The sequence below is a fragment of the Roseateles sp. AC306 genome, from assembly GCF_979253795.1.
This window is the reverse complement of sequence record NZ_CEEDEB010000008.1, coordinates 145,054-170,515: the sequence shown is the minus strand read 5'-3', so window position 1 is coordinate 170,515 and position 25,462 is coordinate 145,054. Positions and strand designations below refer to the sequence as shown.

The window sequence follows — 25,462 nt, the reverse complement described above, 5'->3', positions numbered from 1 at the left end:
GGGCTTATGGGCGCAGAGCGACTTGAAAGTTTAAATATCTGGCGACGAGCTGATAGTCGCGCGCCACACAAGCCCTTGCTTGTGCTACTTGCGCTGGGCAGGCTCAGTCGGGGGCTCCGCACACTACCCTATCGCGATTGCGAAGCTGCGCTTGCGGCCCTAATTAAGGAATTTGGGCCGTCGAGCCGTTCCGTACATCCGGAGTATCCATTTTGGCGCTTGCAAAATGATGGCGTCTGGTCGGTCGAAAGTGACAGACCGATGCGAGCACGCCTCACAAACACCGACCCGCCGAGGTCTGAGTTGCGTGCAGCGAACGCCCGCGGGCACCTTGCGGACGACATCGTGACCGAGCTTGAAGTGGACCCTGCGCTGATAGAGCAAGCAGCTCAGCGCTTGCTAGACGCGCATTTCCCACAGTCGCTGCACAGCGACATCGTCGACGCTGTCGGCTTGAGTACGGGCATGCGCAGAGTAGGTTTGGTGTTCCGGCAAAGGCGCGACCCGAACTTCAGGAGCGCAGTTCTGCAGGCTTACGAGTACCGATGCGCCATATGCGAACTCGACCTTCGCATAGGTAGTGTCACAGTTGGATTGGAGGCTGCCCACATTAAGTGGCATCAGGCGCACGGTCCCGATGTCGTGGAGAACGGTCTCGCACTTTGCGCACTGCACCATAAGCTGTTTGACTTCGGTGCGCTGACCGTAGACTTGGCCGCTCGCGTTCAGGTGTCCGAACAAGTGCACGGAACCGCTCGCTTCGATGAGGTCTTGATGCGTCACCACGGTCAGCCGGTCCGCGCCCCAGTTCGTCTCGAACATCGACCGGCTTCGCACTTCGTCCGCTGGCATCACGATTGGGTGTTCAAGCGCGACGCAAGACCGTCGACTCCAGGCTTAAACCTGTGAAGGTGTACAGTGAGGTGGACCAGCTCGGACGAACTTGGACCACCGCGCCGCGGTGCGTGTGCCGACTGGCGTGCGCTGAGGGTTGTTCTGGGCAGGTAGCGCGGAGCGTTCCGGTAGGATGCCCGCAATCCACATCTAGGGGGACGTCAGCCGCGCCGGCGCTGCCTTTTGGCTGACGCCCTCGCAGCCGTCATTGTCGTGTCCGAAGCCCCTGAAGTTCCCATCGAAGACCGCTGGCGTGAAATCGTCCAGCATGTGAAGGAAGAGTACCTTTCCGAGGCACAGCACTACCCGTGGATTCTCGGCTTCTCCGGCGGCAAGGACTCAACCGTGGTAGCGCACGCAGTGTTCGAGGCTCTCCTCGCCATTCCGCCGTCGCAGCGTCTTCGCCCGGTCCACATCGTCTCAAACGACACGCTGGTAGAAAGCCCCCTCGTGATGGCTCACCTGGATGAGGTGACGGCGGTCATCCAGGAGGCTGCTGAAAGCCTAGGGCTTCCCTTCACGGTTGCGCGCACGCACCCAGAGCTGACTAAGACGTTCTGGGTACTGCTCATTGGCAAAGGCTACCCAAGTCCGAACTCTCAAATGCGTTGGTGCACGGACCGGCTGAAGATACAGCCCACCAGCGGATACATCAACGCCAACATTTCGGAATTCGGCGCTGCGATTGTTGTACTTGGTGTGCGACGCACTGAGAGTGTTCGACGGATGATGACCGTCGACAAGTACGAGAACGAGAGAGGTACCAATCTCAACCCGCACTCGAGCATTACGGGCGCCTACATCTTCCGTCCGATTGTTGACCTGACGACGGATGACGTTTGGGAGATTCTTGGAAGCTTCCCCGCCCCATGGGGAGGCACTCATAACAAGCTGTTCCAGCTCTATCGAGACGCTGAAGGGGGCGAATGTCCCGTTGTGCTTAGCAAGGATGAGGCGCCGGGCTGTGGAACCCCTAACAGTCGATTCGGTTGCTGGACCTGCACAGTTGTAGAGAAGGACAAGAGCCTCCAAGGGTTCATCGACTCAGGACAGCATGCGTACAAGCCGCTGGTCGCATTCAGGGACTGGCTGGTCGACATTCGAAACGACCCCAATCGGCGAAGCGCCATCAGGCGCAATGGGCGCCTAACATTCGATTTGACCGGCAAACACATCCCTGGACCGTTCACTATCCAAGCTCGACAGGAAATTCTTGACCGCCTGCTAGCAGTGCAACTGCAGTTCGGCGGCAAGTTGATTTCTCCAGACGAGATAGACCTCATACATAAGATTTGGTCCGAAGAGCTGCAGCAAGAGGAGAAGCTAGCCAATGTCTAACCCTGATGAGACCAGTGTCAGTGACCTCCCGTTGTGGGCGGACGCTCAGGCGAGCGCCGTTTTAGCGGAAGTCTGCCGAAAGCACCGAGTGCCCGTCGACGTAGTCACTGACCTAGTGACCCTGCAGCGAGAACGCCAACACCAAGAACGAGCCGCGGGCATCTTCGCGCGCTTTGAAGAAATTCTCGGAAGCATGGACTGAGGGAGACGGGCCTTGTGGATTTCAAAGATTGAGCTAACCAACTTCAAGAGCTATCGGCGCGCCGAGTTCAACTTTCCGGAGCCCCAGAATGGGGAGAACATTGTCCTCATCGGGGGCATGAACGGCTTCGGAAAGACTTCTGTCCTTGAAGCGTTGTACTTGTGCTTGTACGGTAAAGACGCGATGGCTCACCTCGCGCGCGCGGGGCTGAAGCTCGAGGACGTGCGCGGCTATCCCACCTTCTTGGAGCGAGCCTTCAACGGTGAGGCGCGGAGGGCAAGCGAAGACGTCATGTCTGTTCGCGTCGTAGTGAATCGCACGAAGACCAAGGCGATTGACGTTCTTCGCCGGTGGTATTTCCGCACCTCGACAGGCAATTGGATTGAAGACGAGGCTGTCGTCCGCGAGATTACGCGCGGAGTCCCTGGCGTTCCTAAGACCGACGGCAAGGCAGGTTTCCAACTTGGCGACTTGCTGGATGACCAGTTCGTGCCGGCTCACATTGCGCCGTTCTTCTTCTTCGACGGTGAAGAGGTCAAGAAGCTGGCGGACCAGTCGCGCATCGAGCAGGTGAAACAGGGGCTTGAAGGCCTCCTCGGCATTGTCTTGTTGCGAAACCTGGCTGAGCGACTGCGTTCCTTTGAGAATGCAAAGCGCGCGGGCATTGCAAGCGTTGACCACGAGAGCATCGACAAGATGCTTGAAGCACTCTCGGCGGACGAGGTCAAGCTTGACGCGTTGAAGCGGGACGAGGATGAAAGCAAGGCGAAGTTGACAGCGCTCAAGGACGAGCGCACTTCGCTCTTCGAGCGAATTGCTGCTGCAGGCGGTGGCGGCGGAGACATTGCCACCGTCAAGGACCTTGTCGAGGAACGCGAGCAATACCGGAGTGCGCAGCGCGATTCACAGAAGGCGCTGGAGCGCATCCTCGCTGAGAAGCTCCCCTTCCACCTAATGCCTCGCTCACTGCTTGCTGAGTTCAAGAAGCAGCTTCAACGCGAAATGGCGCTCGTGGCATGGGAGACGGAGTGTCGAGCCCTGCAGCCGAAACGGGACACGTTCGAACGAGCCTTCTTGGGTGCTGATGAGCCGGCTATTACGCCAGCTTTAACCGATGCCCAGATTGCGACGATGAGGGCGCGTATTGAGACGGCATGGGCCTCGCTCTTCCATCCGCCCCCTACTGATTGCGCTGACAAGCTAGTCCACGGATATCTGCACGAAGGACTTCGAGGACGGGCGCTCCATTTCTTGGACTCAATTGCTGTTGGGCAGCAAGACGTGCACGACCTGCTGTCTAGCCAGCGCGAACACCAGGAGCGCGTTGAGGAGCTCAATCGCAAGATTCATCGTGTCGAAGGCATCGACCGAGACGGCACCTTGGCCGAATTGAAACGGCAGCTCAGCGACATCAACAGTGGAATTGACGAACTCGAGAGCCGTCTTAAGGACGACGCGCGGGACATCATCGGCCTCGAAGTGACGGTAGGCAATACGCGTGCTCGTTACAGCCAGGAGACCAAGCGACGAGATGAATCCAGCCCGGTCAGACAGCTGCTAAGCAAGTCGGAGCGCGTTCGTTCGGTCATCGAAGAGGTCGTCCCGCACCTGTTCCCGCTAAAAGTCCAAGCTTTGGCTACTGCGATGACGCGTGTGTACAAGCAGCTTGCGCACAAGGACCAAGTCTCGCGGATTGCTATTGCGAACGATGGGACAACGCGCATCCTCAGCAAGACGGGCAAAGAGATTGCCTTCGACCGCTCGGCAGGCGAGAACCAGATATTTGCTACTGCGTTGATTGCTGGTCTCGCCGAAGTGTCGGGCGTTCGAGCGCCAATGGTTGTCGACACCCCGTTGGGGCGGCTCGATAGCCGGCATCGCGAGAACATTTTCAAGTTCTGGACGAGCAACCTCGACCGCCAGGTCATCTTGTTGTCTCAGGATGAGGAAATCGACGAATCGTTCTATGCCCGAATCCACAACAATGTTTGCGCAACGTTCCTTTTGGAGCATGAGGACGTTGGAGATGGCATTGGACGCACCACCGTCACAGAAGGCAAATATTTCGGAGGCGGTCGATGAGTGACCTTGACGTTCAGCAAGCTCTGTCGATGCGGTACCGGACGAGCCAGGAGGCTGACAACCGCACTGACCAGCTTCGGCAATTCATGGGCTTGGATACAAAGGCTCAAGTGGCGCGGTTGGCGATTGGCCGCTCACTTGCAATGGGAAGGCTTCCCAGTGGAAGCGTCGACTCGCAAGGCAAGGACATCCCTGCTACGTCCCTTTTTTCCCTAGAGAACATGGGAGCCTGGATGGGTCTCTTGGTCACCCACTCGCTGACTTCCGAGGGGACGCCTATCGACTCTATGGAAGCCTTTCGGTCGGGGGTGCGCGCGCACTGGCACCGCGGGGCCTTGGCCCTTTGGAGCGATTGGGAAGCGTGCGACCAGAACTACGACAAGTTCGTCGAGACGCTTGTAATGCGTCGTTCCGAGATGCCGGAGTTCGCAGACAAGCGTGACGACTCAGAAGAGGGCCAGAAAGCGAGCCCAGTGGCGCGTGCTGCGGACGTCTCAACGCAGTTAGTCAAGGCGCTGGATGAACTTGGAATAAAGGTGCAAGTGAAGGAGGCCATTCAAGGGCCAAGAATCACGCGCTATCGAGTCCTCCTGGTCAACCTCGCCGATTCTGGCAAGTTGAAGCGCAGCATGTCCCAGCTTGGCCTTGCTCTAAGCCTCGGCAACGCGTTGCCGACCGTGACGAACGGCGACGAGGCAAAGACGGTCTTCATCGACCTTCCGAGGCCGAAGTCCACATGGAATCCCGTTGGCATCGAACGTCTCCGAGATTGGGCTTACGGCACTGCTCGCGATGCAAATGACCTAAAGGTGTACGCGGGGGTAACTGTCACCGGAGATGATGTTTCGTTCGACCTGGCAAGTGCGCCGCATCTGCTTGTCGGTGGCACTACAGGCTCAGGCAAGAGCGTCTGTCTCCATGCGTTCATCTTGTCCCTCTTGCTGAGGCACAAGTTCGAGTCGCTGCAGCTTGCCCTTATCGACCCGAAACAGGTGGAGTTTGCGCCGTACTCAAAGCTGCCAAATCTCTATCGGGGTGAAATTGCCACTGAGGTCACGCAAGCTCGTGAAATGCTTACTGAGCTGGTGACGGAGATGGAGGCGCGCTATGCGGTGTTCAACAAGCTGAGCGTCAACAACATCGTCGAGGCTCGCCGCAAGGGTCAATCTTTGCCCAACATAGTCGTGGTTGTCGAGGAGATGGCCGACCTTGTCATGCAGGACCCGAACATCGAGCAGCTAATTGCTCGCCTTGCTCAAAAGGCGCGTGCCGCAGGCATCCATCTGATTTTGGCGACGCAACGGCCTGACGCAGAAACATTCAGTGGACTCATCCGAAGCAATATCCCGGCGCGCGTCGCACTGACCGTGCAGAAGGGAACCGAGTCCACCATCATCCTGGATGACAAAGGTGCGGAAAACCTTTTAGGCGCCGGCGACATGTTGATTCGCTTGCCTGGTGACGCGCTGGTCCGCGCGCACGGGGTGTTCGTGCGCTTAGAGAATGTTGTGCAACTAATTGCCAGCGCTACGAAGTAGCTGCGTCCAACTGCCGTTACCAGGTGTTGAGGATAGGTTCTTCGGCTAAGGCTGTTCAAAGGACGCGCCTGCGCCTGGCTTCTCGTTGGCTCTGGCAATGGCAAACGCCCGCAGCTCAGCACAATTGCAGTAGACGCGCTTGCATCCAAGGCATGGCTCGTACATGCCCTTCTCGTGCTCTTGCATTGCCGGCGGAGGGGTGTGACTGGCGCGGTTGAAATAGAACGGGTTAAACCGGTAGAGCACTTCTCCCGGGACCGTCGACCAATCCGTGTCGGATGTGGCAATGTTGGGTCTGAGCTGAACATCGCCTGGTCTCTCGCGATTCGGGCCGGCGTCATTGGCCGATGAGAGACCCTCCGTCTTCCCAGCATCTTGGCCAGGCCCCACCTGTAGCCCGAACTCAAGCGTGTGGACCTCCACTTCGTCTGTGGCTCCGGCAATCGTCGAAGTGCCCTTCGAGCGAAGAACCAAATTCTCGTCAACCGTGACGTCCAGAAGCAGGCGCTCCAGCAAGGGCCGCTGATTGGAATCAACCGAGACGGCGAGCGTGCCCAGGATGTCCCGCTCATCATTTACCTGAACACTGCGTCCCGTGCGCTTTGGCGTGGTCAGCACTAATTTGGCGATGCCGTCGGTTGGGTCGCTGCAGTACAGCGTGAGCGGAACCGGCGAGCGGTGGATTTCGCTCTCTCGCGGCATTAGTGAGCCAGCCTGAACTACCGGAAAGTAAGCTTGGCGCGAGACCAGCACCTCAATGTTCTTGGCCAGAACAAGGCGTGCGCCATCATGCGCAATCCACGCGGCGCCCTCGGAGATGATGGTGTTGCCACGAGAAGAGACCTCTACCCGCCCGGCGCCGAAAAGCTCCCTGAGCCTGGCCTGGATGAGTGGCATGTTCACCATGCCACCCGTGGCAAGGCACATCGCAACACCAGACGGGTCAACTCGCGCGTTGAGCAGGAGTTGCTCGATTCGTCCGATGCCTTGGGAGACCTTGCTGGCGACGATAGCTTCAAGGTCAGCCCTCGACAAACGGAACTCAAGGTCGACGTCGCCTGCCTCGGGCATGAAGTAGTCTGGTACCAGCAATGGATGCACATCCTTGTCAGACAACGCAATCTTGGCGCGCTCAGCTGCAGCCCGGAGCCCTGAGAGGGCGCCCACCTGACGTCCGACCGGGTGGTGAATGCCTCTGGATTGCAGAACCTTGCGCTCAATCTCGTTGACCAGCATGTCGTCGAGGACGTCGCCGCCTACGTCGCTACACCCGTCGTTGGCGACCTGCACCAGCATCCCGTCAGCGACTCTGCAGAGCGTCAGGTCAAGCGTTCCCCCGCCCCAGTCGAAGACGAGTACCAACTGTCGATTGAGTCGCGCGAACTCGAGTTGGTAGTCGGGCATGTTCCTCAAGTGTCCATACAGCGCGGCCAGGGGTTCATGGACGAACTGGTAGATGCTCATACCAGCCATACGGCAAGCCTCACGCAATTCCCGTCGGCGCTCGCCGTTCATGTCTACCGGAATGGTGACAACGGCGCGGTCAAAGCTGCTGCCGGTCTGCCGGGCGACGCGGTCGCCGCGAGCGTGTGCCATCACGTGAGCAACAACGTCGCGCACAACGACTTGAGGGCTGTAGGTGTGTCCATCAACCGTCACGCTGGAGCGACCAAGCATGGTCTTGGGCGACCGGACGATGTTGCCCATCACGCCTGCGCCAGATGACTCCAACTCGTTTTTTGCACGCCGCCCAACTGTCGGCACCCCACCCCGATAAGAGACGACCGATGGATGCGGGAAGCCATCCTCGAGGATGGGTATGCAGCGGTCGCCCACAACGATGGACATCACGCTGTTGGTCGTCCCAAAGTCGAATCCGACGGTCGTCATCACGCATCCTCCAGTTTCTTTGTCGTAACGCGAAGTGAATCGACGATGGTGTCGAGGACTTCGCGCGCGAAGGCAACCTTGGGAACGTCTCGCCCTAGCGCGACGGAGACCTGGTCCAGCTGTTGGACCGCGTCTCGAATCGCCTTGAGCGACGATGCCCTGAGGTCTTCGTAGTCGGCCTGACCATGCGTCTTCACCACGCCGATATGGCGGTCGAGCGCCTCCTTGCTTGCACGCTCGGCTTGAAGTTCGCCATCCAGCGCCTCGATTCGCTCGTTGGCCTCGCTGAGTTCCAAATCGAGAGCCTCTCCTTGTGCAGTCAGTGCTTCGTTTCGGCGCTGCGCGTTGGTCAGCTTGTTGAGGAGGTCGGACTGTTGGCGCGCAGACCATTCCAGCAGCAGCGCGACCTTTGAATCCTCTTTCTCTGGCATCAAGGCGATGGCCTCAAGGAGCTCGGCCTCAAGTGCTGTCGGACTTGCACCTGGGGAGAAGAGCGTTCCCCTTAAGCCGCGCATTGCGTCGGAGAAGGATTGCTGGTTTCGATGCACACGCCAGACCACCGAGCAAAGAAGGGCGTTGCGCCTCGCTTTGCTGACGACCTGTTGCGCTGCACGTGCCGCGGAGCTGGCCTTTCCGGCCTTTGGCCGCTTGCCACCTGTTCCAGATTCCAAGTCTGCACTGGCGTCATCGGGCGCTTGACCGGTAGCTGCGTCCTTCGGCTCAGTCTCGTCATCAGCCGACGCTGTAGGGGGCGCCGGCAGTTCCAGGCTCTTCAGCAGTCGCCAGGCATCTTCCAGGGTGTACTCATCTCCGTGGACTGGGAACAGATGGGCGCGCAAGCCATTGGTTCGCAGTGCCGGGTGGAGCAGTACGACTTCTGCGGCGAAGTCCAGAAGCAGATGCCCTAGAACCTTGAGCTCGCTGACCTCTGATGCGACAAGGAGCAGGCGCCGAGTCTTGTCCAGCGTTTCGTCGGTGTCGATGGCCATCCGCAAGAGGTCGCCGCGGGCTCCGGCATCGAGACTGACGGTGGTGGACTTGAGCCGCCGCAACGTTGCGTCAGACAGCACCTTCGTTCGCCCGGCGTAGAAGGCATCGACGAACTCGGCAGAGCTTTGTGGCTCAGGGCGTTTTTCAGGCTTGTTCTGCGATGCCTGTTCCGTAGCCGCGCTCGTCTTTTCCTGCGGCTCTTGATGCGTGTCGGCCTGCGAGGAGGAGCCCGGCATCGGGGGTGCTGCGCTGTACGGCGGTTGGGGAGTAGAGCTCATAGTTGGTTCGGTTGCTGCGCTGGCAGCAGCAGGGGAAGGTCCGTACTTCTTCAGAAGTCGCTTCGGATAACCTTTGTTGCGGTCGCGAGGGTGCTTCGAAGTCATCAATCGGCCACCCGGTTCGCGATGCTCGCAAGCAAGTTCTCGGAAAGGTCTTGAAAAACAGGGTCGTGACGGAAGGCCCGCGCAGTCTGCATCGCGCCAGCGTGCTCGCCCTGAGCGAGCTGCAGAGCTGCGAATAGAACGCGCGCTTTCGCTCTATCGTCGGGCAACCAGTCGGGCTGCCTGCAACGCTTCTCGACCGAGCGCAGCTGCTCCATCAGTTGCGAAACTGGCAGACTGGTCCAGGTCAATAGCTCGTCAGTTGCAGCGTCGAGCGGAACGCGCGACCGGGCAGGGCCGTCAATGACCTGCATTTCAGGGAATGGCGCGAGATGACCACCATGAGCGGATTCGAACCATTGCATCGCCTGAAGAAGACGAGGGGCGACGCTGACGCCACGGGTGCGCAAGAACACGTTGGCCTGAAACTCGATGACGGCGCGCACTACCTTCGCGAGCGGCCGGTCGATGAGCATCAACGTTTGGTGGGCTTCATTGAGTTTCGTGCGGCCCTGCTCTTGCGTTAGCCCGGTGTCTCCCCTCTGGTCCTTTGCCAGCACACCGAACAGATAGCTGGATAGACCATCCAGGTAGCGCTTCGCAGTTGATGCGTTGGCCACCTCTCGGACAAACGAGTTGATGCTGTTGAGGCTGAGGGAGCCTGTCGCAGCAAGGCGAGCGAAGGCGAGTTCCACCGCTTGGACTTGCTCGGGTGCTGGCAGCTCAACGGAGATTTCATAGCTTGTCTTCGACCCGCCATCTGCGCCGACAAGCGTGACGTTGAAGAACGCGTTGGACGCCATTGCGAGCCGCTCGGCGAACTCGGTCATCGAAGTCAGCGCGCCGTTGACCAAACATGACTCCGCGTTCACTGCTCGCACCTGACCAGTCTTCAGCGCCTGCATGACAACAAAGCGCGGCGTCACTATCTCGACGTCACCAAGTACCAGCATGGGTCTGGCGACGGGGTGCAACTGAAACCGGTGCTCGAACCACTCGTCGTATGTCCCGAAAGTCAGGTTGCACTGACCGCACGGGAACACCTCTGGCTTGAGGTCGATGTTCCAGCGTGGATATTCAGGGATGACCATGGCTGAGCCACCCTGGCCAGGGTCGATGCGGTCATAGAACGGCAGAAATGGCATCCCTCAACCTCCGCTTGCTCGTATGAGCATCTTCTTTTTCCGGGCAACGGCCGGCGACATGGCGTGCTGCAACCGCCACGGGCCCCGAGTATGGCCGTGACTCCTGTCCTTGTGGCGGCGCGACCAGGGTTGCTCCAATCGCGAACATCACTGTGCCGGCCGCGACCGACGTCATCAACGGAAATCGCCTCGGATTTGTGAGCGGTTTCACAGCGCCGAGAGGAGGTTAACCAAAAGTGTGAGCGCACTCACACATCCGCGGTGGCCTCGCTACGGGATGGGCCCTTGACACCCTCGAATCGGCGCGCGTCCGAACGCCAAGACCCTGGTCAGCCGGCAGTTCGAGGCTGCATCGTGGCCAGCTTGGTTGCGGCGCCAACGGAGGGGGCGTGCGCCTCAAAGGTGGTTGGCGCCAGGAAGCTGCGTTCATCGCCAACGCGGCGGGCACAGGGAGCCCGCTCCTGTCAATTCAGGATAGGAAAGAACCCTCGGGGATTTCAGGAGTTCTTTGTTCTCAGACGGTAAAGAAGCCCCGAGTGCTGCGGGCAAGGCTCCCCCTTGGCCGGCAGCGCTGCCAGCTTCGAGCCTTGCCGCACCCCGAGCTCCGGGTTGAACGTCCGGACATGCGCAGGAAGCGTCCTGCGCGGCGTGGGCAAGGCGGTCGTCGCAGCACGCCGCCTCTCGAACCAGACTGTCTGCGGGAACTGCGCCGCACCTGTCACGCCCTCTGGTTCTTGCTCCCAGGCCGCACCCATGGACATCCCGCTTGGTGCGCTAGGTAGGTCGCGGGGTATTGAGCCCTCTCCCCCTACGACAAGATTAGCCAGCACGTTTTATCCGTTTGCGTCGCGTGAGCGCGCTGGCGACGAGGACTTCCCTAGACAGGCGGCAGGGTGCCGACCAGGTGGACTACGGGCTGGCTGCAGATGCTCTGCGCCAAGCTGCCCTTGCTTCTCGTCGCTGCCAGCCAGCCGCCGGGAGAGTAGAGGAGGACGTTCACCGGCCGCCGTAGCTCCCGCCCCGCGGCCTTGAAATGTGCCTGCGCCTCCAACTGCGACAGGCCGTCAGCTATGAGGAGCAAGTCGATGTCGCTGTCCGGCTCGAGGTCGTCGCGCGCCGCTGACCCAAACAGCGCCGCCGCCGTCACCTGAGCGTCCAGCGTCTGCAGCCGCTCGCCCAGGATTCGAACCAGGGCCTCAAGGCTCTCTCCTTTGCGCGCCTCGAATTCCCGTAGGAACCGCTCCAGTTGTCGAACCAGCGCAGCGCGCGCGGCACTCCCGTCAGGCGTGACCGCAGCAAGCTGCGCAAGGACCTCCGGCAGCTTTGCAGCCTCCTGCGCCAACGCCTCGGCGTGCGTGCCCATCGAGCTGCTCAGGACACCAGCCAGACGCTGGCCACCAGCGCCGGCCAGCGGCGCAGCAGCTCGGCGGCGTCCAGCGTGGGCTGGAGGTCCGTGCCCGCGGTTTCTGCTTCTTCGAGCGTCACCTCCGGATAGCGCCACAGCGCCGGCTCCAGCACGCACCGGTCGAACAGCAACCGCCAGCGGCCAACAAGCGCGCCGGGACAGTGGCTCGCCACGTGGGCAAAGAGTTCGACCGACATGAGCTCGCTGAGGCGACGTTCCAGGTGGTCATCGCCAGCCGCGCACGAATCGACGACCAGGCGCTCGACCCATTCGGCCAGACCTTGTTTATGACGTTGCGCCTCGGTGAGCGCGGCGCTCGTAACGGCGGGGCTCAGGTGCAGCACGGTGCGAACGGGCTGATGGGAAGTTTTGATGAGGGTGTGCATGTCGTAGCTCCCAGAGTTGTGGTGCTGCGAATGCTGCGGGGCGGGCTTTAAACGCGCCAGCAATTCCGGTTACGTAACGGCGGCGCGATGCCCTTTTCAGGGCGGCCTCGAACCCTCGCTAGACGCTGCAGGCAGCGCACTTCTGCGCTGCCGCAACCTAGTGAGGACATCAATGGGAAGGCAAGGCATCACGAGCGTCGACGTTGTTCGCGCGTACGTTGCGCTGCTCAGGCAAGGGCGCATTCCGGGACCGCGCAATCTCCGGCTGGAGTTGTCGGCGGGAAGCTACACGACCATCGCCAAGCATTTGAATGCGCTGGCGCTGCGACATGTGGCCTTGCGACCGCCGCGCAAGCGCGCTCGGCGGACCGACCGCGGTTCAACGCTGGCCGAGCTGGATGAGGGCGGGCAGGGCAAGCGCTCCGGCTTCAGATGAGCCAGGCAGGGCTCTTTTGATTCGGTGCCCCGGCTGCCGCTGCGGCCGGGGCACTTTTATGCATCTTCAGGCCGCGCTGCGTCCGACACGGCGCCCTCGGCTTGAGAGTCGAGCTTGCCACGGTGGAAGGCTGGTGCCTACACTGTCGATGCGAGTGATGGTCAGGCGCCAGAGGTATAAAAATTTCTGGCACAAGTCTGGCAGTCACGTCGGGATTCGAGTGCGGAGCGTTGCGTTTGACTGCGGTTGTGTGCGCGCTAAGTGCTTGATTTTGTTGATTGTTGCGTGTGGGTTCGGTCCTGCCGCACACGCGGATTCCGATTGAAAATCCGCGTGTCGGTGGTTCGATTCCGCCCCAGGCCACCAAATAAGAGTTCAGCAAGGTCCGCTGAAGTCCAAAAGCCCTAGAGAAATCAACGCTCTAGGGCTTTTTTGTTGTCCGGCGAGGTGCAAGAACTTCCGCCCACTTCCGGCCCCACCTTGCAAGAACTTCTGCAAGAACTTGAGAATGGGGGTTCTTGCACCCCGAAAGTTCTTGCAGTGGCCAAGCACCTGATCCCCTCTGACGCGACCCTGAAGGCCGTCAAGCCCGGCGACACGCGTAAGCGCATCAACGATGGTGACGGCCTCTATTTGCAGCTCTTTGTGAAGGGCGGTTCACACGGCTGGCGCTTCGCCTACAGCCTGTCCAGCCGGCGCAACATTCTGAGCTTCGGCACCTATCCCGACGTGGGCCTGAGCCAGGCGCGCAAGCGGGCGGATGAGGCCCGCAAGCTGGTGAGTGATGGCACTGACCCAAGCAGCGCACGCAAGGCAAGCAAGGCCGCAGCTGTGGAGAGGGTGCAGGCAGAGCGGCGGGCCGATGCCGGCCTGCCGGCCGCTGGCTCCTTTGAGGCCGTGGCACGCGAGTGGTTCGACACGCGGCGGGCGGACTGGTCTGCCAGCTACGGCGACAAAATCATGGCCAGGCTTGAGGCCGATGTGTTCCCGGTGATCGGCCGCCAAGGCGTGGGCGCGATCACACCGCCCCAGCTGCTGGCCGTGCTGCGCAAGATCGAGGCGCGCGGAGTGATCGAAACGGCCCACCGTGCCCGCGAGAACTGCTCGCAGGTGTTCCGTTTCGCGGTGGCCACCGGGCGCGCTGAGCGAGACCCCGCGCAGGATTTGAAGGACGCGCTCAAGCGCCCTGAGGTGACGCACTTCCCCGCCATCACGCAGCCGGTCCGTCTGGGCGAGCTGTTGCGCGCATTCGATGGCTACGCCGGCACCTACGTGGTTCGTGCTGCGCTCTGCCTGATGCCCATGTTGCTGCTGCGCCCCGGCGAGCTGCGGCACGCGCGCTGGGATGAGTTTGACTTGGACGGCGCGACCTGGACCATCCCGGCCCATCGGATGAAGCGCGAGAAGAGCGGCAAGAAGGACGGTCCGCCGCATGTGGTGCCGCTGGCACGCCAAGCCGTGGCCGTGCTGCGCGAGCTGGAGAGGCTGACGGGCCGCGGCGCGCTGGTGTTTCGTGGCGAGCGGCACCATGACCGACCGATGAGCGAGAACACCGTCAACGCGGCGATGCGGGCGATGGGCTTTCCGAAGGACGAGGTTACCGGCCACGGTTTCAGGGCCACGGCGCGCACGATGCTGGCTGAGCGCCTGGGCGTTGAGGTGGACGTGATCGAGGCACAGCTAGCCCATAGCGTTAAGGACAGCCTCGGCCGCGCCTACAACCGCACCCAGTACCTGGAGCAGCGGCGCGACATGATGCAGGTATGGGCGGACTACCTAGACAGGTTGCGTGTCGGCGCGGAGGTGGTGGTCATGAGTAGGGCAGTGGCATGACGAAGGATGCGCTCACCGCTTGGGGTGACCATGACGTGCAGTTGGCGCCCGTTAGAGACGACGAATCGGCAGCGCAGCTCTGGAATCTCTTCGAGGTCAATGCAGCCCTCGTAGCCAACGGTATGCCGGGGATGTTGCATGACCGCTCCGATCAAATATGGCAGTTGCGGGAGATTGCCCTTCGTCTCTTGCATAGCGGGCGCGCGCCTGCTGCCCTACAAAAGCGGATCGCCGTTGCCCTGCAAGGCGGGGACGAGAAGAGCTTTTGTAGAGCGTTGGGTGTGGTCCGGCCGACGCGTGCTAAAGACTGGGCAGCCCGGCTGGCGGCGTGTGTGGCGTTTGACAGGGCGCTCGATGAGCACGGGGACGAAAGCAAAGCACTGTTGGCAGCTTATGCGGCGTACTTCGACGAGCCTTTCGAGAGCGACCAACATCAGATCGACGACAACCGCGATGCATGGAAGTACCACGTGGTTCTAAGCAAAGCTGCCAAGCGTGTGGCAGAGGTGCTCGTACCCATGCTTCGTGAGCAAGGCATCGAGCTGAACGATACCGCGCAGTTGATGCGTAACGTTGGACTCAAACGGTTCTAGTGAAGCAGGGCCGATTTGGTCTCTGAATCGACCCTGCCTGATACGAAGGCTTGCCGTCACGATTCGGTCTTCCCCAACTCCGAGAAGGAACAAAGATGACCGAAATGCTGCTGCGCCTACCTGCCGTCATGGAGATTACCGCGCTCTCCAAGAGCACCCTATATCAACTGCAGGCGAGCGGTCAGTTTCCGAGAGCGCGCAAATTGTCCAGTAGGTGCGTGGCGTGGAATAGCGAGGAGGTCCGAGCTTGGATTGCCTCACGTGTCACGGTGAAGCACTAAGGGACCGGTATGAGTGAACACCGATGCACCAGAGAACGCCAGGCCGCAGAACTGCGTCAGTTGCTGAACGAAATTCCGTCACATGAGGAAGCTAGGTTCGACAAAGTCGCAAGGCTGTTGGGTCAAGCTCTGTACACACCCTGCGCTTACTACTGTGAGCCGGCCGAGGCGGTTAACTGTGATGGGAGGCTGCCGGCATGCAACTGAACCACATCGACCTTGAACAGCTTGCCGACACGCTGGAACAGTCTGAAATCCTCGCCCAGCTCGACGGGCCTGGACGCATGACGACCTACGTCCTGCGATATGACAGACAAGACATCCTCATTCATGCGGCAGCCGGCGACGACTGGGCAACCGTCGTCTACCCGTGCTCCAGCTTCGACGCCGAGGATGGCTCCGTACATGACAACGCCCGGCAGTCGCTGGGCTTGAACGATGCTGGCGGCGGCTGACCCGCAAGGCGAACTCGACAGGACAGCGCCCGGCCCCGAGCCGGGCGCTGTCCTTTCGGTCCCTACGTTGATCGCGATTAAAGGGCGTAGCGGCGATTTGCAACGCTTCGGGCGGGTTGTGGCAGCCATGGCCGAGCAGTCCGTCCGTAACCTGATCCTCAGGCTGGAGACCACCAGCGACCCGCTGACGCTCTGGGCACTTCACCTCGCACTTGACCGCCGGGGCGTGCCGCCGTGCCTTCGCTGGCCGGCGAACCGCACAACTCCCCAAGCCGAGTTCATCACGCTGCTGGCGGACCTGCTGTGGCTATGCCGACGCCATCCGGTGCATCGAGCGAAGTTCAGGGGCTGGCGCAACTTCATGAGCCAAGCGCCCGCAACTGCCGCCTGGCACACGGCCGCCCATCGGCAATTCTTGTTCGTTGCGGCCCGCCATTCGGTGGCTCACTGGTGTTCCACGGGCCTGGGCCTGACGGACGCTCAGCGGCAGGACCTGATGACGCTCCAGACCAACGCGATGCGGGCCGCACGCCGAGCATTGGAACCCCGGCAGTTCGCTGAACTGCTGGAGCGTCTGGAAAGCCACGCGCGGGAGCGCCCCGACAAGTCGGGCAAGGTAGGCGCCGTGGACGTTGCCGCCCGGCGTGCGCTGATTTGGCGTGTCTACGTACTCGCCTCGCGTCGCCCTACCCGTGCGGTCGAGTTCTGGTGGCTGCTGTCCGGCGAACAACTAACGCGGCAGGCGCTGTCCAAACAAGTCGCCATCGTGGCGGGGGTGCTGCGAGTGGATCAATTCGGTTGATCCTCCTCTATGGAGGGTGCCTGCTGATCTTCGATCAGCTTGTGCCCCGCAACCTCATACGCCCCAATGCTGGCGCGGCTTGATGGGGTTGCGCCCAAAGGGTGCCCAAGGGGTTGCGTGCATGGGCTATGCCGCAACCCCTTCAGTCTGGCTTGGCAATAGGTCGGAAACCTAACCCTCGGCTCACATGCGCTGGCTACCATGCGCCGCACAACATGGGGAGAGATCATGAAAACCATCGCCATTGCCGCGCTAACCATAGCGCTCGTCGGTTGCGCCGCACCGCCACCCATCTACAAGCAGACCGACAGCGGCCGCCCGGAGGTACTGCTCAAGGGCACAACGCTAGCCGCGGCACGAGCCAAGCTCCTGGAGCGCTGCGCGATGCGCGGAATGTCCATCGAAGAGCAGGGCGCCAACACTATCGCCTGCACCCGTGTGCTTGACGGCACCGAGGCCACCATTGCCCAGCTCGCCGTCGGCAACTCGTACTCGACGCCGGCTGTCCGCAAGACCACCTTCCTCATCACGCAGCGCGGCGACGACGCCTTCGTGATGGCCACCGGCAGCATCTGGTCCACGCAGATGGTGGGTGGCCAGGTCCGCACCCAGCCGGTGAACAACAACGGCCTGCACAACGCGACGCAGCAGTTCCTCGACTCGCTGAGTCCCTAAGTTGTCGAAGGCTGTTCACGGAACCTTGCACCCCTTATCAACGTCCTGGATTCGGCTGGCCCTTCCTTGCAAATTTTTTGGGCCTGTGGGCGGGCTGACCTTATAGAGGCGGCACCTATAAGCATGATGGTCCCCGGCAATGGCTTCATCGTCTTGAAAACATCGGCTCTCGCCAGAAACGCAATTTGGCCTACTTCAACCCACTGGTCTTGGCGAGGCTGGGGTGAAGCGCCGGTGTGAGCGGCGAAGATGCATGGGAACCTCATGCTAAATCCCGTAAAACCGCATCCAAAATGAGGCGAAATCGCACTTTTTGGTCCTTCGGCTGAAGGCTTATTCCGGCGTCTGCCAGCGATGTTCGTCATGTAGCCGTATCGGGCCGGGGCTGGCTGACGAGGCGCCGGCACGTCAGTTTGCGATGTGCACGAGACCAAATAAGGCGCCGGTTCAAATACTTGCCTCTGGCTGCTTGCTAAAGAGGCATCCGAAAACGGATCTCAACCGCTAGTTGATGAATGTCGGGCAGCGGGTACCAGTCGATTTATCGTCAGATTCGCGCCGTGGTTATCCAATAAATCAACGCGCAATAAGCAAGGATGACAAATGAGCCTAGATCAAGAAATCGCAGTTGCGCGTAAAGAAATCGTTGCTGACGGCTACGACATGTCGGTAGGGGAGATCATGAACCTCTACAAGGATAAAGAGATCGTTATTAATCCATCGTTCCAGCGATTATTCCGTTGGACTGACTCGCAAAGGACTCGCTTTATCGAATCGTTGCTACTTGGGATTCCCATACCTCCTATTTTCGTTGTTCAGGGCGAAAAAGGCGTATGGGAACTGATCGATGGCCTTCAGCGCGTGTCCACGGTGTTGGAGTTTGCGGGACTCCTGCGAGGAGAGGGCGATGCACTGGTGCCAGCGTCGAGTTTAGGCGGCACCGCATTCCTTCCGAGTTTGGCAGGTAGGCGTTGGGAGCCAAGCAGTGATCAAGCGGATGACGGCATTGGGAAAGAGCAGCAGCTGCAAATTAAGCGTGCTCGGCTGAGAGTTGAAATTCTCAAGAAAGAGAGTGATCCGAAAGCAAAGTTCGAGCTCTTTCAGCGTTTGAATAGCGGCGGCGCTAATTTGACGCCGCAAGAGGTCCGCAATAGCGTTGCAGTGATGATGAACCCCGACCTGTTTGAGTGGCTTGTTCAACGGTCTGATGATCCAAATTTCAAATGCACAACGGCCCAGACGGACACGGCGCTCGAACAGCAGGCGGGCGTAGAACTCGCCCTTCGCTTTTTTGCTTTCCGCAATGTGCCTTATACGCCAGGTCTCGATGTACACGAGTACCTCGATCAGGCCCTTGAAAAGATGGCGTCGAACGCAGACTTTCCGCGCCAAGCTGAAGAGGAAGTGTTTAACCAAACATTCTCCTGGCTCGCGGAGGCGTTGGAGGATCGCGCTTTCAGGAAGTGGAACGAACAACAGCAGCAGTTCATGGGCAAATTTTTGATGTCCGGCTTCGAAGTGATATCAATTGGCGTCGCGGCGAACGCCGCGGCATTTGAGGCGATGACACCTGAAGTGCGCAATGCCCACATAGTGGCACGCGTGCAAGCTCTATGGGGAGACGCGGCATTTAACGCGAGTTCAGGTGCAGGTGTACGTGGCACAACCCGTTTGACAAATCTGCTCCCAATGGGCCAAGTCTTCTTTGCTCCATGAAGCGTTTGCATACTCAGAACCAGCTCCAAGACTTCTTGGACGCTGAATTGAGCTGGCGCATCAAAGAGATTTCAGCGCTAAAAGCAGCGGTAAAGAGCTCCGGCTATATCTCGGAGCAGACTTTGGTGCGCGCGTCTATTGCGCTCCTTTACGCGCATTGGGAAGGGTTTATTAAGTCCGCGGCGACCGCATATGTGACCTACGTTAATAATCAGGCATTGAGCTACTCGGAACTGCGCAGCTGCTTTGTCGTTCTAGGTTTCAAGAAGGCGTTGCACGATGCTCAGCTATCTAAGAAGTCGCAACTCAACGTGGCATTAGTAGACTTTCTTTTGGATGGTATGGCGGGGAAATCTAAATTGAAGATCGACACTGCCATCAATACTGAATCTAACTTGAGCGCGGCGGTCTTCGAGAACATCCTGCAAGCCGTCGGGTTGGAGACAACACCTTACGAGACAAAAGCAAACCTTATTGACGAAAGTCTTCTGAGGCGGCGAAACACGATAGCCCATGGCGACTATATCGACGTCGCGAAAGACGACTGGGTGAAGCTGGCTGATGAGGTGTTGCTAATTCTTCGGCAGTTCAAGACAGATATCGAAAATGCAATGGCGCTATCCGCCTTCAAACGAACGGTCGAGGCCAACTGAGTGATCGGAAAACAAGTCGATTTGAGCCCTTGTATAAGCTTAAATTTCGAGATTCAAGAGCGTAGAAGGCGATTTTCGCAAGACGGCTCCTGATCGAGAGCTGCCCCCGATGCGAATAAACTGCCAAGCAACGCTCGGTTCGGGCTGGACTGGAATGCCAGGGGGAGCGTGATCCACCAGTGCCGCGCACTTAAGGCAGACGGACACGCCCGGTTCTAGCTGGCCGCGTTCGGAGCAGCGCGCGCGTAGTGCAAGAACTTATGCAAGAACTCTGCGCGGCAAAGACATGAAAACCTAATATCCGCGCGGGTTGTAGGGCATCTTTCGATAGAGCCCCAGCCACCAGAACGTTAAGCTCTTGATTCCTAACGGAGTCAGGGGCTTTTTGCTTTCTGGCTCAACGTTGGTCGGCTTGTTCTGGTTCACCAGACAGGTACACCGTGGCACCTTCAACGTCAGGCTGAAGCAGCTGCGGCTCAGTAGAACCACCGCAGCGGTGCGAGCACTGTCTGAGGGAAAAGGACCATCAAGAACAACACCGCGAACTGGGCGGCCATGAAGGGCAGGACACCGCGCGTGACCTCGTCCATCTTCATGCGACCAACGCCGGCCACCACGTTGAGAACCGTGCCGACCGGCGGCGTGACCAGGCCGATGGAGTTGTTGATGATGAAGAGCACACCGAAGTAGACCGGGTCGATGCCGGCCGCCTTGATCAGCGGCATCAGCACCGGCGTCAGGATCAGGATGGTGGGTGTCATGTCCATGGCCGTGCCCACGAGCATCACGAGCACCATGATGGCCATCAGGAGCAGCGTCTGGTTGTCCAGCAGCGGGCGGAGCAGGTCCACCATCTGCGCCGGCAAATTGGCCACCGTGACCAGCCATGCAGACACCATGGCCGAAGCCACCAGGAACATGACCACCGCCGTGGTGCGCGCGGCCGTGATGAAGATGCTCACCAACGCCTGCAGCTTCAGCTCGCGGTACACCACGGTGCTGACGAACAGCGCATAGACGGCGGCCACGACCGCTGCTTCGGTGGGCGTGAACACGCCCATCCGCAGCCCCACCAGGATGAAGACCGGCAGCATGAGTGCCCACACCGACTCGCGTGCCGCGGCCCAGACTTCGGCGCGCGTCTTGCGTTGCGGCAAAGCCAGCGTTTCCTTGCGCCCGACCCACCACCAGGTCAGCGCCAGGCCGATGCCGATCATGATGCCCGGGACAATGCCGGCGATGAACAGCTTGGTGATCGACACGTTGGCGGCGACGCCGAAGATGACGAAGCCGATGCTCGGCGGAATGATGGGACCGATGACACCCGACGCCGCGATCAGCCCGCCGGACACTTCCTTCTTGTGGCCGGCCTTGATCATCATCGGCAGCAGCAGCGCCGTCAGCGCGGCGGCGTCCGCCACGGCCGAGCCCGACAGTGCCGACAGCAGGCAGGCCGCGAGGATCACGACATAACCGAGGCCACCCTTGACGTGGCCGACCAGGGCCAGCGCGAAGTTGACGATGCGCTGCGACAGCCCGCCGACGTTCATGATCTCGCCGGCCAGCATGAAGAACGGCACCGCCAGCAGCGGGAAACTGTCGGCACCGTTGATGAAGTTCTGCGCCAGGATCTGCGCGTCGAAGAGGTCCAGGTGCCACATCAACGCCACGCCGCTGGCCAGCAGGGCATAGGCGATGGGAATGCCCAGTGCCATGGCGCCGAGCAGGCTGCCGAGGAAGATGACGACGGTCATTGACGGGGCCGGCCGGGCGTATCGCCGGAGCCGTGGGCCGGCGGCTGATCGCGGTCCGGTTCGCTGGGCGCCAACCCGGCCTTCAGGGCTTCGAGTTCGGCCTGTTCTTCCGACTCCTTGACCATCACGAGGTCGCGCTCTTCGAGGCGGCCGGTCAGCAGGCGCGTGAGCTGCAACAGCAGCAGGGCGCCGGCGCACACGGAGAAGACCACGCCCGGCGCATAGAAGATGGCCATGGGTGCGCCGGTCGCAGGCGCTGCCACATCCAGGTTGATGCGAGCCTGCTGCCAACTGCCCTGAAGGAACAGCCAAGTCAGGTACAGCATGAGCAGGTGGCCCAGCACCATGCAGGCCTTCTTGCCGGCCACCGGCAGGCGCGACACGAGCATGTCGGTGCCCAGGTGGGCACCGTCCTTCATCGCCACCACGGCGCCCATGAAGCACAGCCAGACGAACAGCCAGCGCGAGACTTCTTCGCTGACGGCGATGCCGGAATTGAAGGCATAGCGCAGCACGACATTGCCGAACACGAGTAGCACCATCACGGCGAGCGCCGCAGCGACAGCCAAATCGATGGCGCGGCAGAGCCGGGCGATGGCGGCGTCGATCAAGGCGCCTCCGCCGCGAGATGCCCAGCCGTCACAGCGCAGCCCCCTGCAGCAGGCCACGTTCAGCGAGGTTGCCGATGAGGGCGCGCAGGCCAAAGCGCCAGCGCGGCGCCGCCTCGCAATGCGTCACGCGGTTCTGCAGGCCGCCCAGCCAGTGGCTGTGGATGGTGACCACGTCGCCCAGCTTGTGGGTGAAGCCGCTGCCGGGCTCGTCACGGTCTTCGGTGGGCGCGAACAGCGTGCCCAGGAACAGCATGAAGCCGTCGGGGTATTGGTGGCTGGCCGTCGTCTGGGCCACCAGGTCGACGGGGTCGCGGCTGATCTTGGCCATGGTGTTGATGCCGCGCAGCGTGAAGCCGTCGTCGCCACTGACGTGCAGGTGCACGGTCTCGCCGCGCAACTCGTCCAGGCCGAAGGTGCCGTCGAAAAGGCGGATGAAGGGGCCGATGGCGCAGGAGGCGTTGTTGTCCTTGGCCTTGCCCAGCAGCAGCGCGCTGCGGCCTTCGATATCGCGCAGGTTCACGTCGTTGCCCAGTGCCGCGCCGACGATGACACCCTGGCTGTTGACGGCCAGCACCACCTCGGGCTCCGGGTTGTTCCAGGCGGAATCGGCGCGGATGCCGATGTCCTGGCCGTGCCCCACCGCCGCCAGCACCGGCGCCTTGGTGAAGACCTCGGCATCCGGACCGATGCCGACCTCCAGGTATTGCGACCACAGGTTCTTCTGCTGCAACAGCGTCTTCAGCGCCTGCGCCTGCGGCGACCCGGGGCGGATGTCGGCCAGGCTGTCGCCGATGAGCGCCAGCACCTGGCTGCGCAGCGCTTGTGCACGGCTGGCGTCGCCGCGCGCCTGCTCCTCAATGACACGCTCAATCAGGCTGGAGGCAAAGGTCACCCCGGCGGCCTTGACCACCTGCAGGTCGCATGGCGCCAGCAACCATGGCACGGCGGCGTCGCGGCCTTCAGCCTTGCTGTTGTCCAGCAGCGCATCGACCGTGCAAAGGAATTCGCCGGTCACCGACCGCACGGTTTGCGCCGGGTCTCCGGCCTCGAGCAAGGTGCTCATGGTGGCGAAGTGCCGGCTGACGTCGAACACGCCCTCCGGGCGCAGCAGCACCACGGACGGGCCACCGGGCGTGCCGGCGCGCCATACGCGGCCCACCAGCGTGCCGGTCAGGCCGTCTTGCGGCAGCAGGGGGTGCAGGCCATCGGGGCGCACCGGCATGGCCGTCGTTGTCGCAGTCATTGGGCGTCTCGAGCGTTCTACTTTGCGGCTGCCGTGCCGCCGCGCACCTTGGCCAGTTCGGCATTCATCTCCGCCGTCGTGTCCTCGCCGAACTCCTTGCTGAACTTGGCCAGCACCGGCTGCAGCGTGCTGCGCATCTTGGCCTGTTCCGCCGCCGGCAATTCGGTGATCTGCATGCCGGCCTTTTTGAGCTCGGTCAACGCCGTCTCGGAGAACGCGCGGATGATCTTGCGCTCATGCAGCGTCGCTTCGCGCGCAGCGTCCTGCACGATCTTCCTTTCCTCTGCCGAGAGGCCGTCCCAGGTCTTCTTGGACATCAGCAGCACCCAGGCGCTGTACATGTGCCGCGACAGCACCATGTGCTTCTGCACTTCGTAGAACTTGCTGGCCAGGATGGTGGCGGCCGGGTTCTCCTGCCCATCCACCGCTTTCTGCTCCATCGCCGTGTAGAGCTCGGTGAAGGGCATGGGCGTGGCATTGGCGCCCAGCGCGTTGAAGGTGTCCAGGAACAGCGGGCTCTGGATGACGCGAAGCTTCAGGCCGCTCAGGTCTTCGGCGCGCTGCACCGGGCGGCGTGAGTTGGTGACGTGCCGGAAGCCGTTCTCCCAGAAGCCCAGGCCAATCAGGCCTTTCTCGGGCAACGTGGCCAGCAGCTTCTGCCCAAAGGGGCCGTCCAGCACCGCATCGGCTTCCTTCTCGTTGTTGAAGGTCAGCGGCAGGTTGATCACGCCGAAGGGCTTGACGAGGGAGACGAGCGTCGAGCTGTCGGGCACCGTCATCTCGAGGGTGCCGCCCCGCAGCGCCGACGTCATGCTGATGTCGTTGCCCAGCGCGCCGCTGGCGAAGACGCGCACCACCAGCTTGCCGCCACTCTTGGCGGCCAGCTGTTCGCCAAAGAACTTCAGCGCCTTCGCCTGAGGATGGTCCTCGCTGAGGCCGATGCCGACCTTGAACACGTGTTCCTTGATTTGCGCCGACGCGGGGCCGGCGAGGGCGGCGAGCAGGGCGGCGGCGAGGCCGAGGGATCTGATTTGCATGATGTCTCCAGGATCGTGAAGTTCGGAGCGCGTGACCTTGCCCCGACCTGCCGGCCCCTCTGGGGGCGGTTCTTGATGCAGCCGGAGGCTAGGTGAGCCTCGGGTCTCAGTCCACTGAATTTTTTAGCTAGCATCCATTCCAAATGCTGATGAGTCCCGACAAGCCTTCTGGGAAACCCTTGGCTGCGGCGCAACTGTCGCGGCTGCGTTTCAGGCACCTCCACTTCCTCGACATCTTGGGGCGCACGCGCAATCTGCGGCTGACGGCCGAGCAGATGCACATCACCCAGCCAGCGGCCACCAAGGTGCTGATGGACATCGAGGAGATGCTGGAGTCGCGCTTGTTTGACCGCCTGCCGCGTGGCATGCGCCCCAATGAACTGGGCCTGTTCACTTTGCGCTACGCCCATTCGGCGCTGGACAGCCATCGCAAGTTTGTCGACGAGTTCAGCACCCTGAAGCAGGGCGGGCACGGCCATCTGACGATCGGCGCCATCTCGGGTTCGGCAGCGCACCTGCTGATTGCGGCGGTGGCGGAGCTGCAGCGGCTGCGTCCGCTGCTGGTGTTGAAGGTCCTGGAGCAGAGCAGCGACCAGCTGATCATCTGGCTGGCCGAGCGCAAGATCGACGTGATGATCGGCCGCTTCACCGACAAGTCCCAGAGCGACCAGTTCCAGTACGAACGGCTGGCCGGGGAGGGATTGCAGATCACGGCCGGCGTTCACCATCCGCTGCGGGGCGTTCAGGCGCCCGGCCTTTTGGAACTCTCGCGCTGGCCGTGGATCCTCTATCCCACGTCCACGGCGCTGCGCAAGGTGTCGGACGACATCTTCAGCAGCACGGGCCTGTCGCTCACCTCGGGCATTGTCGAGACGCCGTCCTTCCTGTTCGCGTTCGAGCTGATGCAGAGCACGCACATGCTGTCGCTGCAGCCGGCTGCGCTGGTGGACAAGTACGTGCGGCGTGGGCTGCTGACGCGCATTGCGGCCGACCTTCCCGATCGAATGCCCGACTTCGGCCTGATCACGTTGCGAGACGAGCCCCCCAGCACCGCGGCTCAAGCCTTCATGGACGTGATCCGCAACCTGGCAGATCCGGCGAGCGCGATAGCGCAGGTCTGACA

General features: G+C 61.2%; 24 protein-coding genes. 15 read left to right on the top strand and 9 right to left on the bottom strand.

Annotation, left to right across the window (positions count from 1 at the left end):
• Positions 1–6: 6 nt before the first annotated feature.
• From AC0IZJ_RS17135 to AC0IZJ_RS17115, 5 genes are all read left to right on the top strand, one after another.
• Entirely contained in the window at positions 7–909 is a 903-nt protein-coding gene (locus AC0IZJ_RS17135; RefSeq protein WP_471852120.1) for a phosphorothioated DNA-binding restriction endonuclease, read from the top strand.
• A 168-nt stretch (positions 910–1,077) separates the two neighbouring features.
• Positions 1,078–2,232 (top strand): DNA phosphorothioation system sulfurtransferase DndC, encoded by a 1,155-nt coding sequence (gene dndC, locus AC0IZJ_RS17130; protein WP_471852117.1) that lies wholly within the window; start codon positions 1,078–1,080, stop codon positions 2,230–2,232.
• Positions 2,225–2,434: a DNA modification system-associated small protein gene (locus AC0IZJ_RS17125; protein ID WP_471852115.1), complete on the top strand. Its 210-nt coding sequence runs from the start codon at positions 2,225–2,227 to the stop codon at positions 2,432–2,434. Before dndC ends, AC0IZJ_RS17125 begins: the two co-directional genes overlap by 8 nt.
• Positions 2,435–2,446: 12 nt before the next feature.
• Complete coding sequence (gene dndD / locus AC0IZJ_RS17120; protein ID WP_471852113.1) at positions 2,447–4,516, top strand: DNA sulfur modification protein DndD; 2,070 nt, start codon at positions 2,447–2,449, stop codon at positions 4,514–4,516.
• The gene (locus tag AC0IZJ_RS17115; RefSeq protein WP_471852111.1) at positions 4,513–6,054 is read left to right on the top strand and encodes a DNA translocase FtsK; all 1,542 of its coding nucleotides are present in this window, start codon (positions 4,513–4,515) and stop codon (positions 6,052–6,054) included. Before dndD ends, AC0IZJ_RS17115 begins: the two co-directional genes overlap by 4 nt.
• A gap of 45 nt (positions 6,055–6,099) precedes the next feature.
• Here the strand turns inward: AC0IZJ_RS17115 and AC0IZJ_RS17110 are convergent, their stop codons facing one another.
• The 5 genes from AC0IZJ_RS17110 to AC0IZJ_RS17090 all read right to left on the bottom strand — a co-directional run bounded on the left by AC0IZJ_RS17110 (position 6,100) and on the right by AC0IZJ_RS17090 (position 12,250).
• Entirely contained in the window at positions 6,100–7,944 is a 1,845-nt protein-coding gene (locus AC0IZJ_RS17110) for an Hsp70 family protein (protein ID WP_471852109.1), read from the bottom strand.
• Positions 7,944–9,170 carry a hypothetical protein gene (locus tag AC0IZJ_RS17105; protein WP_471852107.1) on the bottom strand — a complete coding sequence of 409 codons (1,227 nt, stop codon included), beginning with the start codon at positions 9,168–9,170 and terminating at the stop codon, positions 7,944–7,946. The genes AC0IZJ_RS17110 and AC0IZJ_RS17105 overlap by 1 nt, the downstream gene beginning before the upstream one ends.
• A gap of 146 nt (positions 9,171–9,316) precedes the next feature.
• Positions 9,317–10,459 carry a hypothetical protein gene (locus tag AC0IZJ_RS17100; RefSeq protein ID WP_471852104.1) on the bottom strand — a complete coding sequence of 381 codons (1,143 nt, stop codon included), beginning with the start codon at positions 10,457–10,459 and terminating at the stop codon, positions 9,317–9,319.
• 877 nt (positions 10,460–11,336) lie between these two features.
• Positions 11,337–11,822, bottom strand: a complete 486-nt coding sequence (locus AC0IZJ_RS17095; RefSeq protein ID WP_471852103.1) for a nucleotidyltransferase domain-containing protein — start codon at positions 11,820–11,822, stop codon at positions 11,337–11,339.
• Between the two features lie 8 nt (positions 11,823–11,830).
• A complete protein-coding gene (locus AC0IZJ_RS17090) occupies positions 11,831–12,250 on the bottom strand; it encodes a hypothetical protein (protein ID WP_471852101.1) in 420 nt (139 codons plus the stop codon).
• 172 nt (positions 12,251–12,422) lie between these two features.
• Between AC0IZJ_RS17090 and AC0IZJ_RS17085 the strand changes: the two genes are divergently transcribed.
• The 9 genes from AC0IZJ_RS17085 (at position 12,423) to AC0IZJ_RS17045 (ending at position 19,694) form a co-directional block, all read left to right on the top strand.
• Positions 12,423–12,686 (top strand): DNA-binding protein, encoded by a 264-nt coding sequence (locus AC0IZJ_RS17085; RefSeq protein ID WP_471852099.1) that lies wholly within the window; start codon positions 12,423–12,425, stop codon positions 12,684–12,686.
• 540 nt (positions 12,687–13,226) lie between these two features.
• A complete protein-coding gene (locus AC0IZJ_RS17080) occupies positions 13,227–14,519 on the top strand; it encodes a tyrosine-type recombinase/integrase (RefSeq protein WP_471852263.1) in 1,293 nt (430 codons plus the stop codon).
• Positions 14,516–15,112 (top strand): hypothetical protein, encoded by a 597-nt coding sequence (locus tag AC0IZJ_RS17075; RefSeq protein ID WP_471852096.1) that lies wholly within the window; start codon positions 14,516–14,518, stop codon positions 15,110–15,112. Before AC0IZJ_RS17080 ends, AC0IZJ_RS17075 begins: the two co-directional genes overlap by 4 nt.
• A gap of 95 nt (positions 15,113–15,207) precedes the next feature.
• Positions 15,208–15,393 (top strand): helix-turn-helix transcriptional regulator, encoded by a 186-nt coding sequence (locus tag AC0IZJ_RS17070; RefSeq protein ID WP_471852094.1) that lies wholly within the window; start codon positions 15,208–15,210, stop codon positions 15,391–15,393.
• A gap of 197 nt (positions 15,394–15,590) precedes the next feature.
• Complete coding sequence (locus tag AC0IZJ_RS17065; RefSeq protein ID WP_471852092.1) at positions 15,591–15,848, top strand: hypothetical protein; 258 nt, start codon at positions 15,591–15,593, stop codon at positions 15,846–15,848.
• Positions 15,849–15,915: 67 nt separating this feature from the next.
• Positions 15,916–16,650 (top strand): hypothetical protein, encoded by a 735-nt coding sequence (locus tag AC0IZJ_RS17060; RefSeq protein ID WP_471852090.1) that lies wholly within the window; start codon positions 15,916–15,918, stop codon positions 16,648–16,650.
• 228 nt (positions 16,651–16,878) lie between these two features.
• Positions 16,879–17,325: a hypothetical protein gene (locus AC0IZJ_RS17055; RefSeq protein WP_471852088.1), complete on the top strand. Its 447-nt coding sequence runs from the start codon at positions 16,879–16,881 to the stop codon at positions 17,323–17,325.
• 603 nt (positions 17,326–17,928) lie between these two features.
• Entirely contained in the window at positions 17,929–19,041 is a 1,113-nt protein-coding gene (locus AC0IZJ_RS17050; protein WP_471852086.1) for a GmrSD restriction endonuclease domain-containing protein, read from the top strand.
• Positions 19,038–19,694, top strand: a complete 657-nt coding sequence (locus AC0IZJ_RS17045; protein WP_471852084.1) for an MAE_28990/MAE_18760 family HEPN-like nuclease — start codon at positions 19,038–19,040, stop codon at positions 19,692–19,694. The genes AC0IZJ_RS17050 and AC0IZJ_RS17045 overlap by 4 nt, the downstream gene beginning before the upstream one ends.
• A gap of 476 nt (positions 19,695–20,170) precedes the next feature.
• On the opposite strand, the gene AC0IZJ_RS17040 is transcribed toward AC0IZJ_RS17045, so the two are convergent.
• From AC0IZJ_RS17040 to AC0IZJ_RS17025, 4 genes are read right to left on the bottom strand one after another with little or no spacing between them, the layout of a single operon-like run.
• A complete protein-coding gene (locus AC0IZJ_RS17040; RefSeq protein WP_471852081.1) occupies positions 20,171–21,448 on the bottom strand; it encodes a TRAP transporter large permease subunit in 1,278 nt (425 codons plus the stop codon).
• Positions 21,445–22,059, bottom strand: coding sequence for a TRAP transporter small permease (locus tag AC0IZJ_RS17035; RefSeq protein ID WP_471852079.1), 615 nt, complete (start codon positions 22,057–22,059; stop codon positions 21,445–21,447). The genes AC0IZJ_RS17040 and AC0IZJ_RS17035 overlap by 4 nt, the downstream gene beginning before the upstream one ends.
• A gap of 28 nt (positions 22,060–22,087) precedes the next feature.
• On the bottom strand, positions 22,088–23,302 hold the full coding sequence (locus AC0IZJ_RS17030) for a fumarylacetoacetate hydrolase family protein (RefSeq protein WP_471852077.1): 1,215 nt from the start codon (positions 23,300–23,302) through the stop codon (positions 22,088–22,090).
• Positions 23,303–23,319: 17 nt separating this feature from the next.
• On the bottom strand, positions 23,320–24,339 hold the full coding sequence (locus tag AC0IZJ_RS17025; protein ID WP_471852075.1) for a TRAP transporter substrate-binding protein: 1,020 nt from the start codon (positions 24,337–24,339) through the stop codon (positions 23,320–23,322).
• A gap of 149 nt (positions 24,340–24,488) precedes the next feature.
• On the opposite strand from AC0IZJ_RS17025, the gene AC0IZJ_RS17020 reads away from it, so the two are divergent.
• Complete coding sequence (locus AC0IZJ_RS17020; protein ID WP_471852073.1) at positions 24,489–25,460, top strand: LysR family transcriptional regulator; 972 nt, start codon at positions 24,489–24,491, stop codon at positions 25,458–25,460.
• The last annotated feature ends 2 nt before the right edge of the window (positions 25,461–25,462 follow it).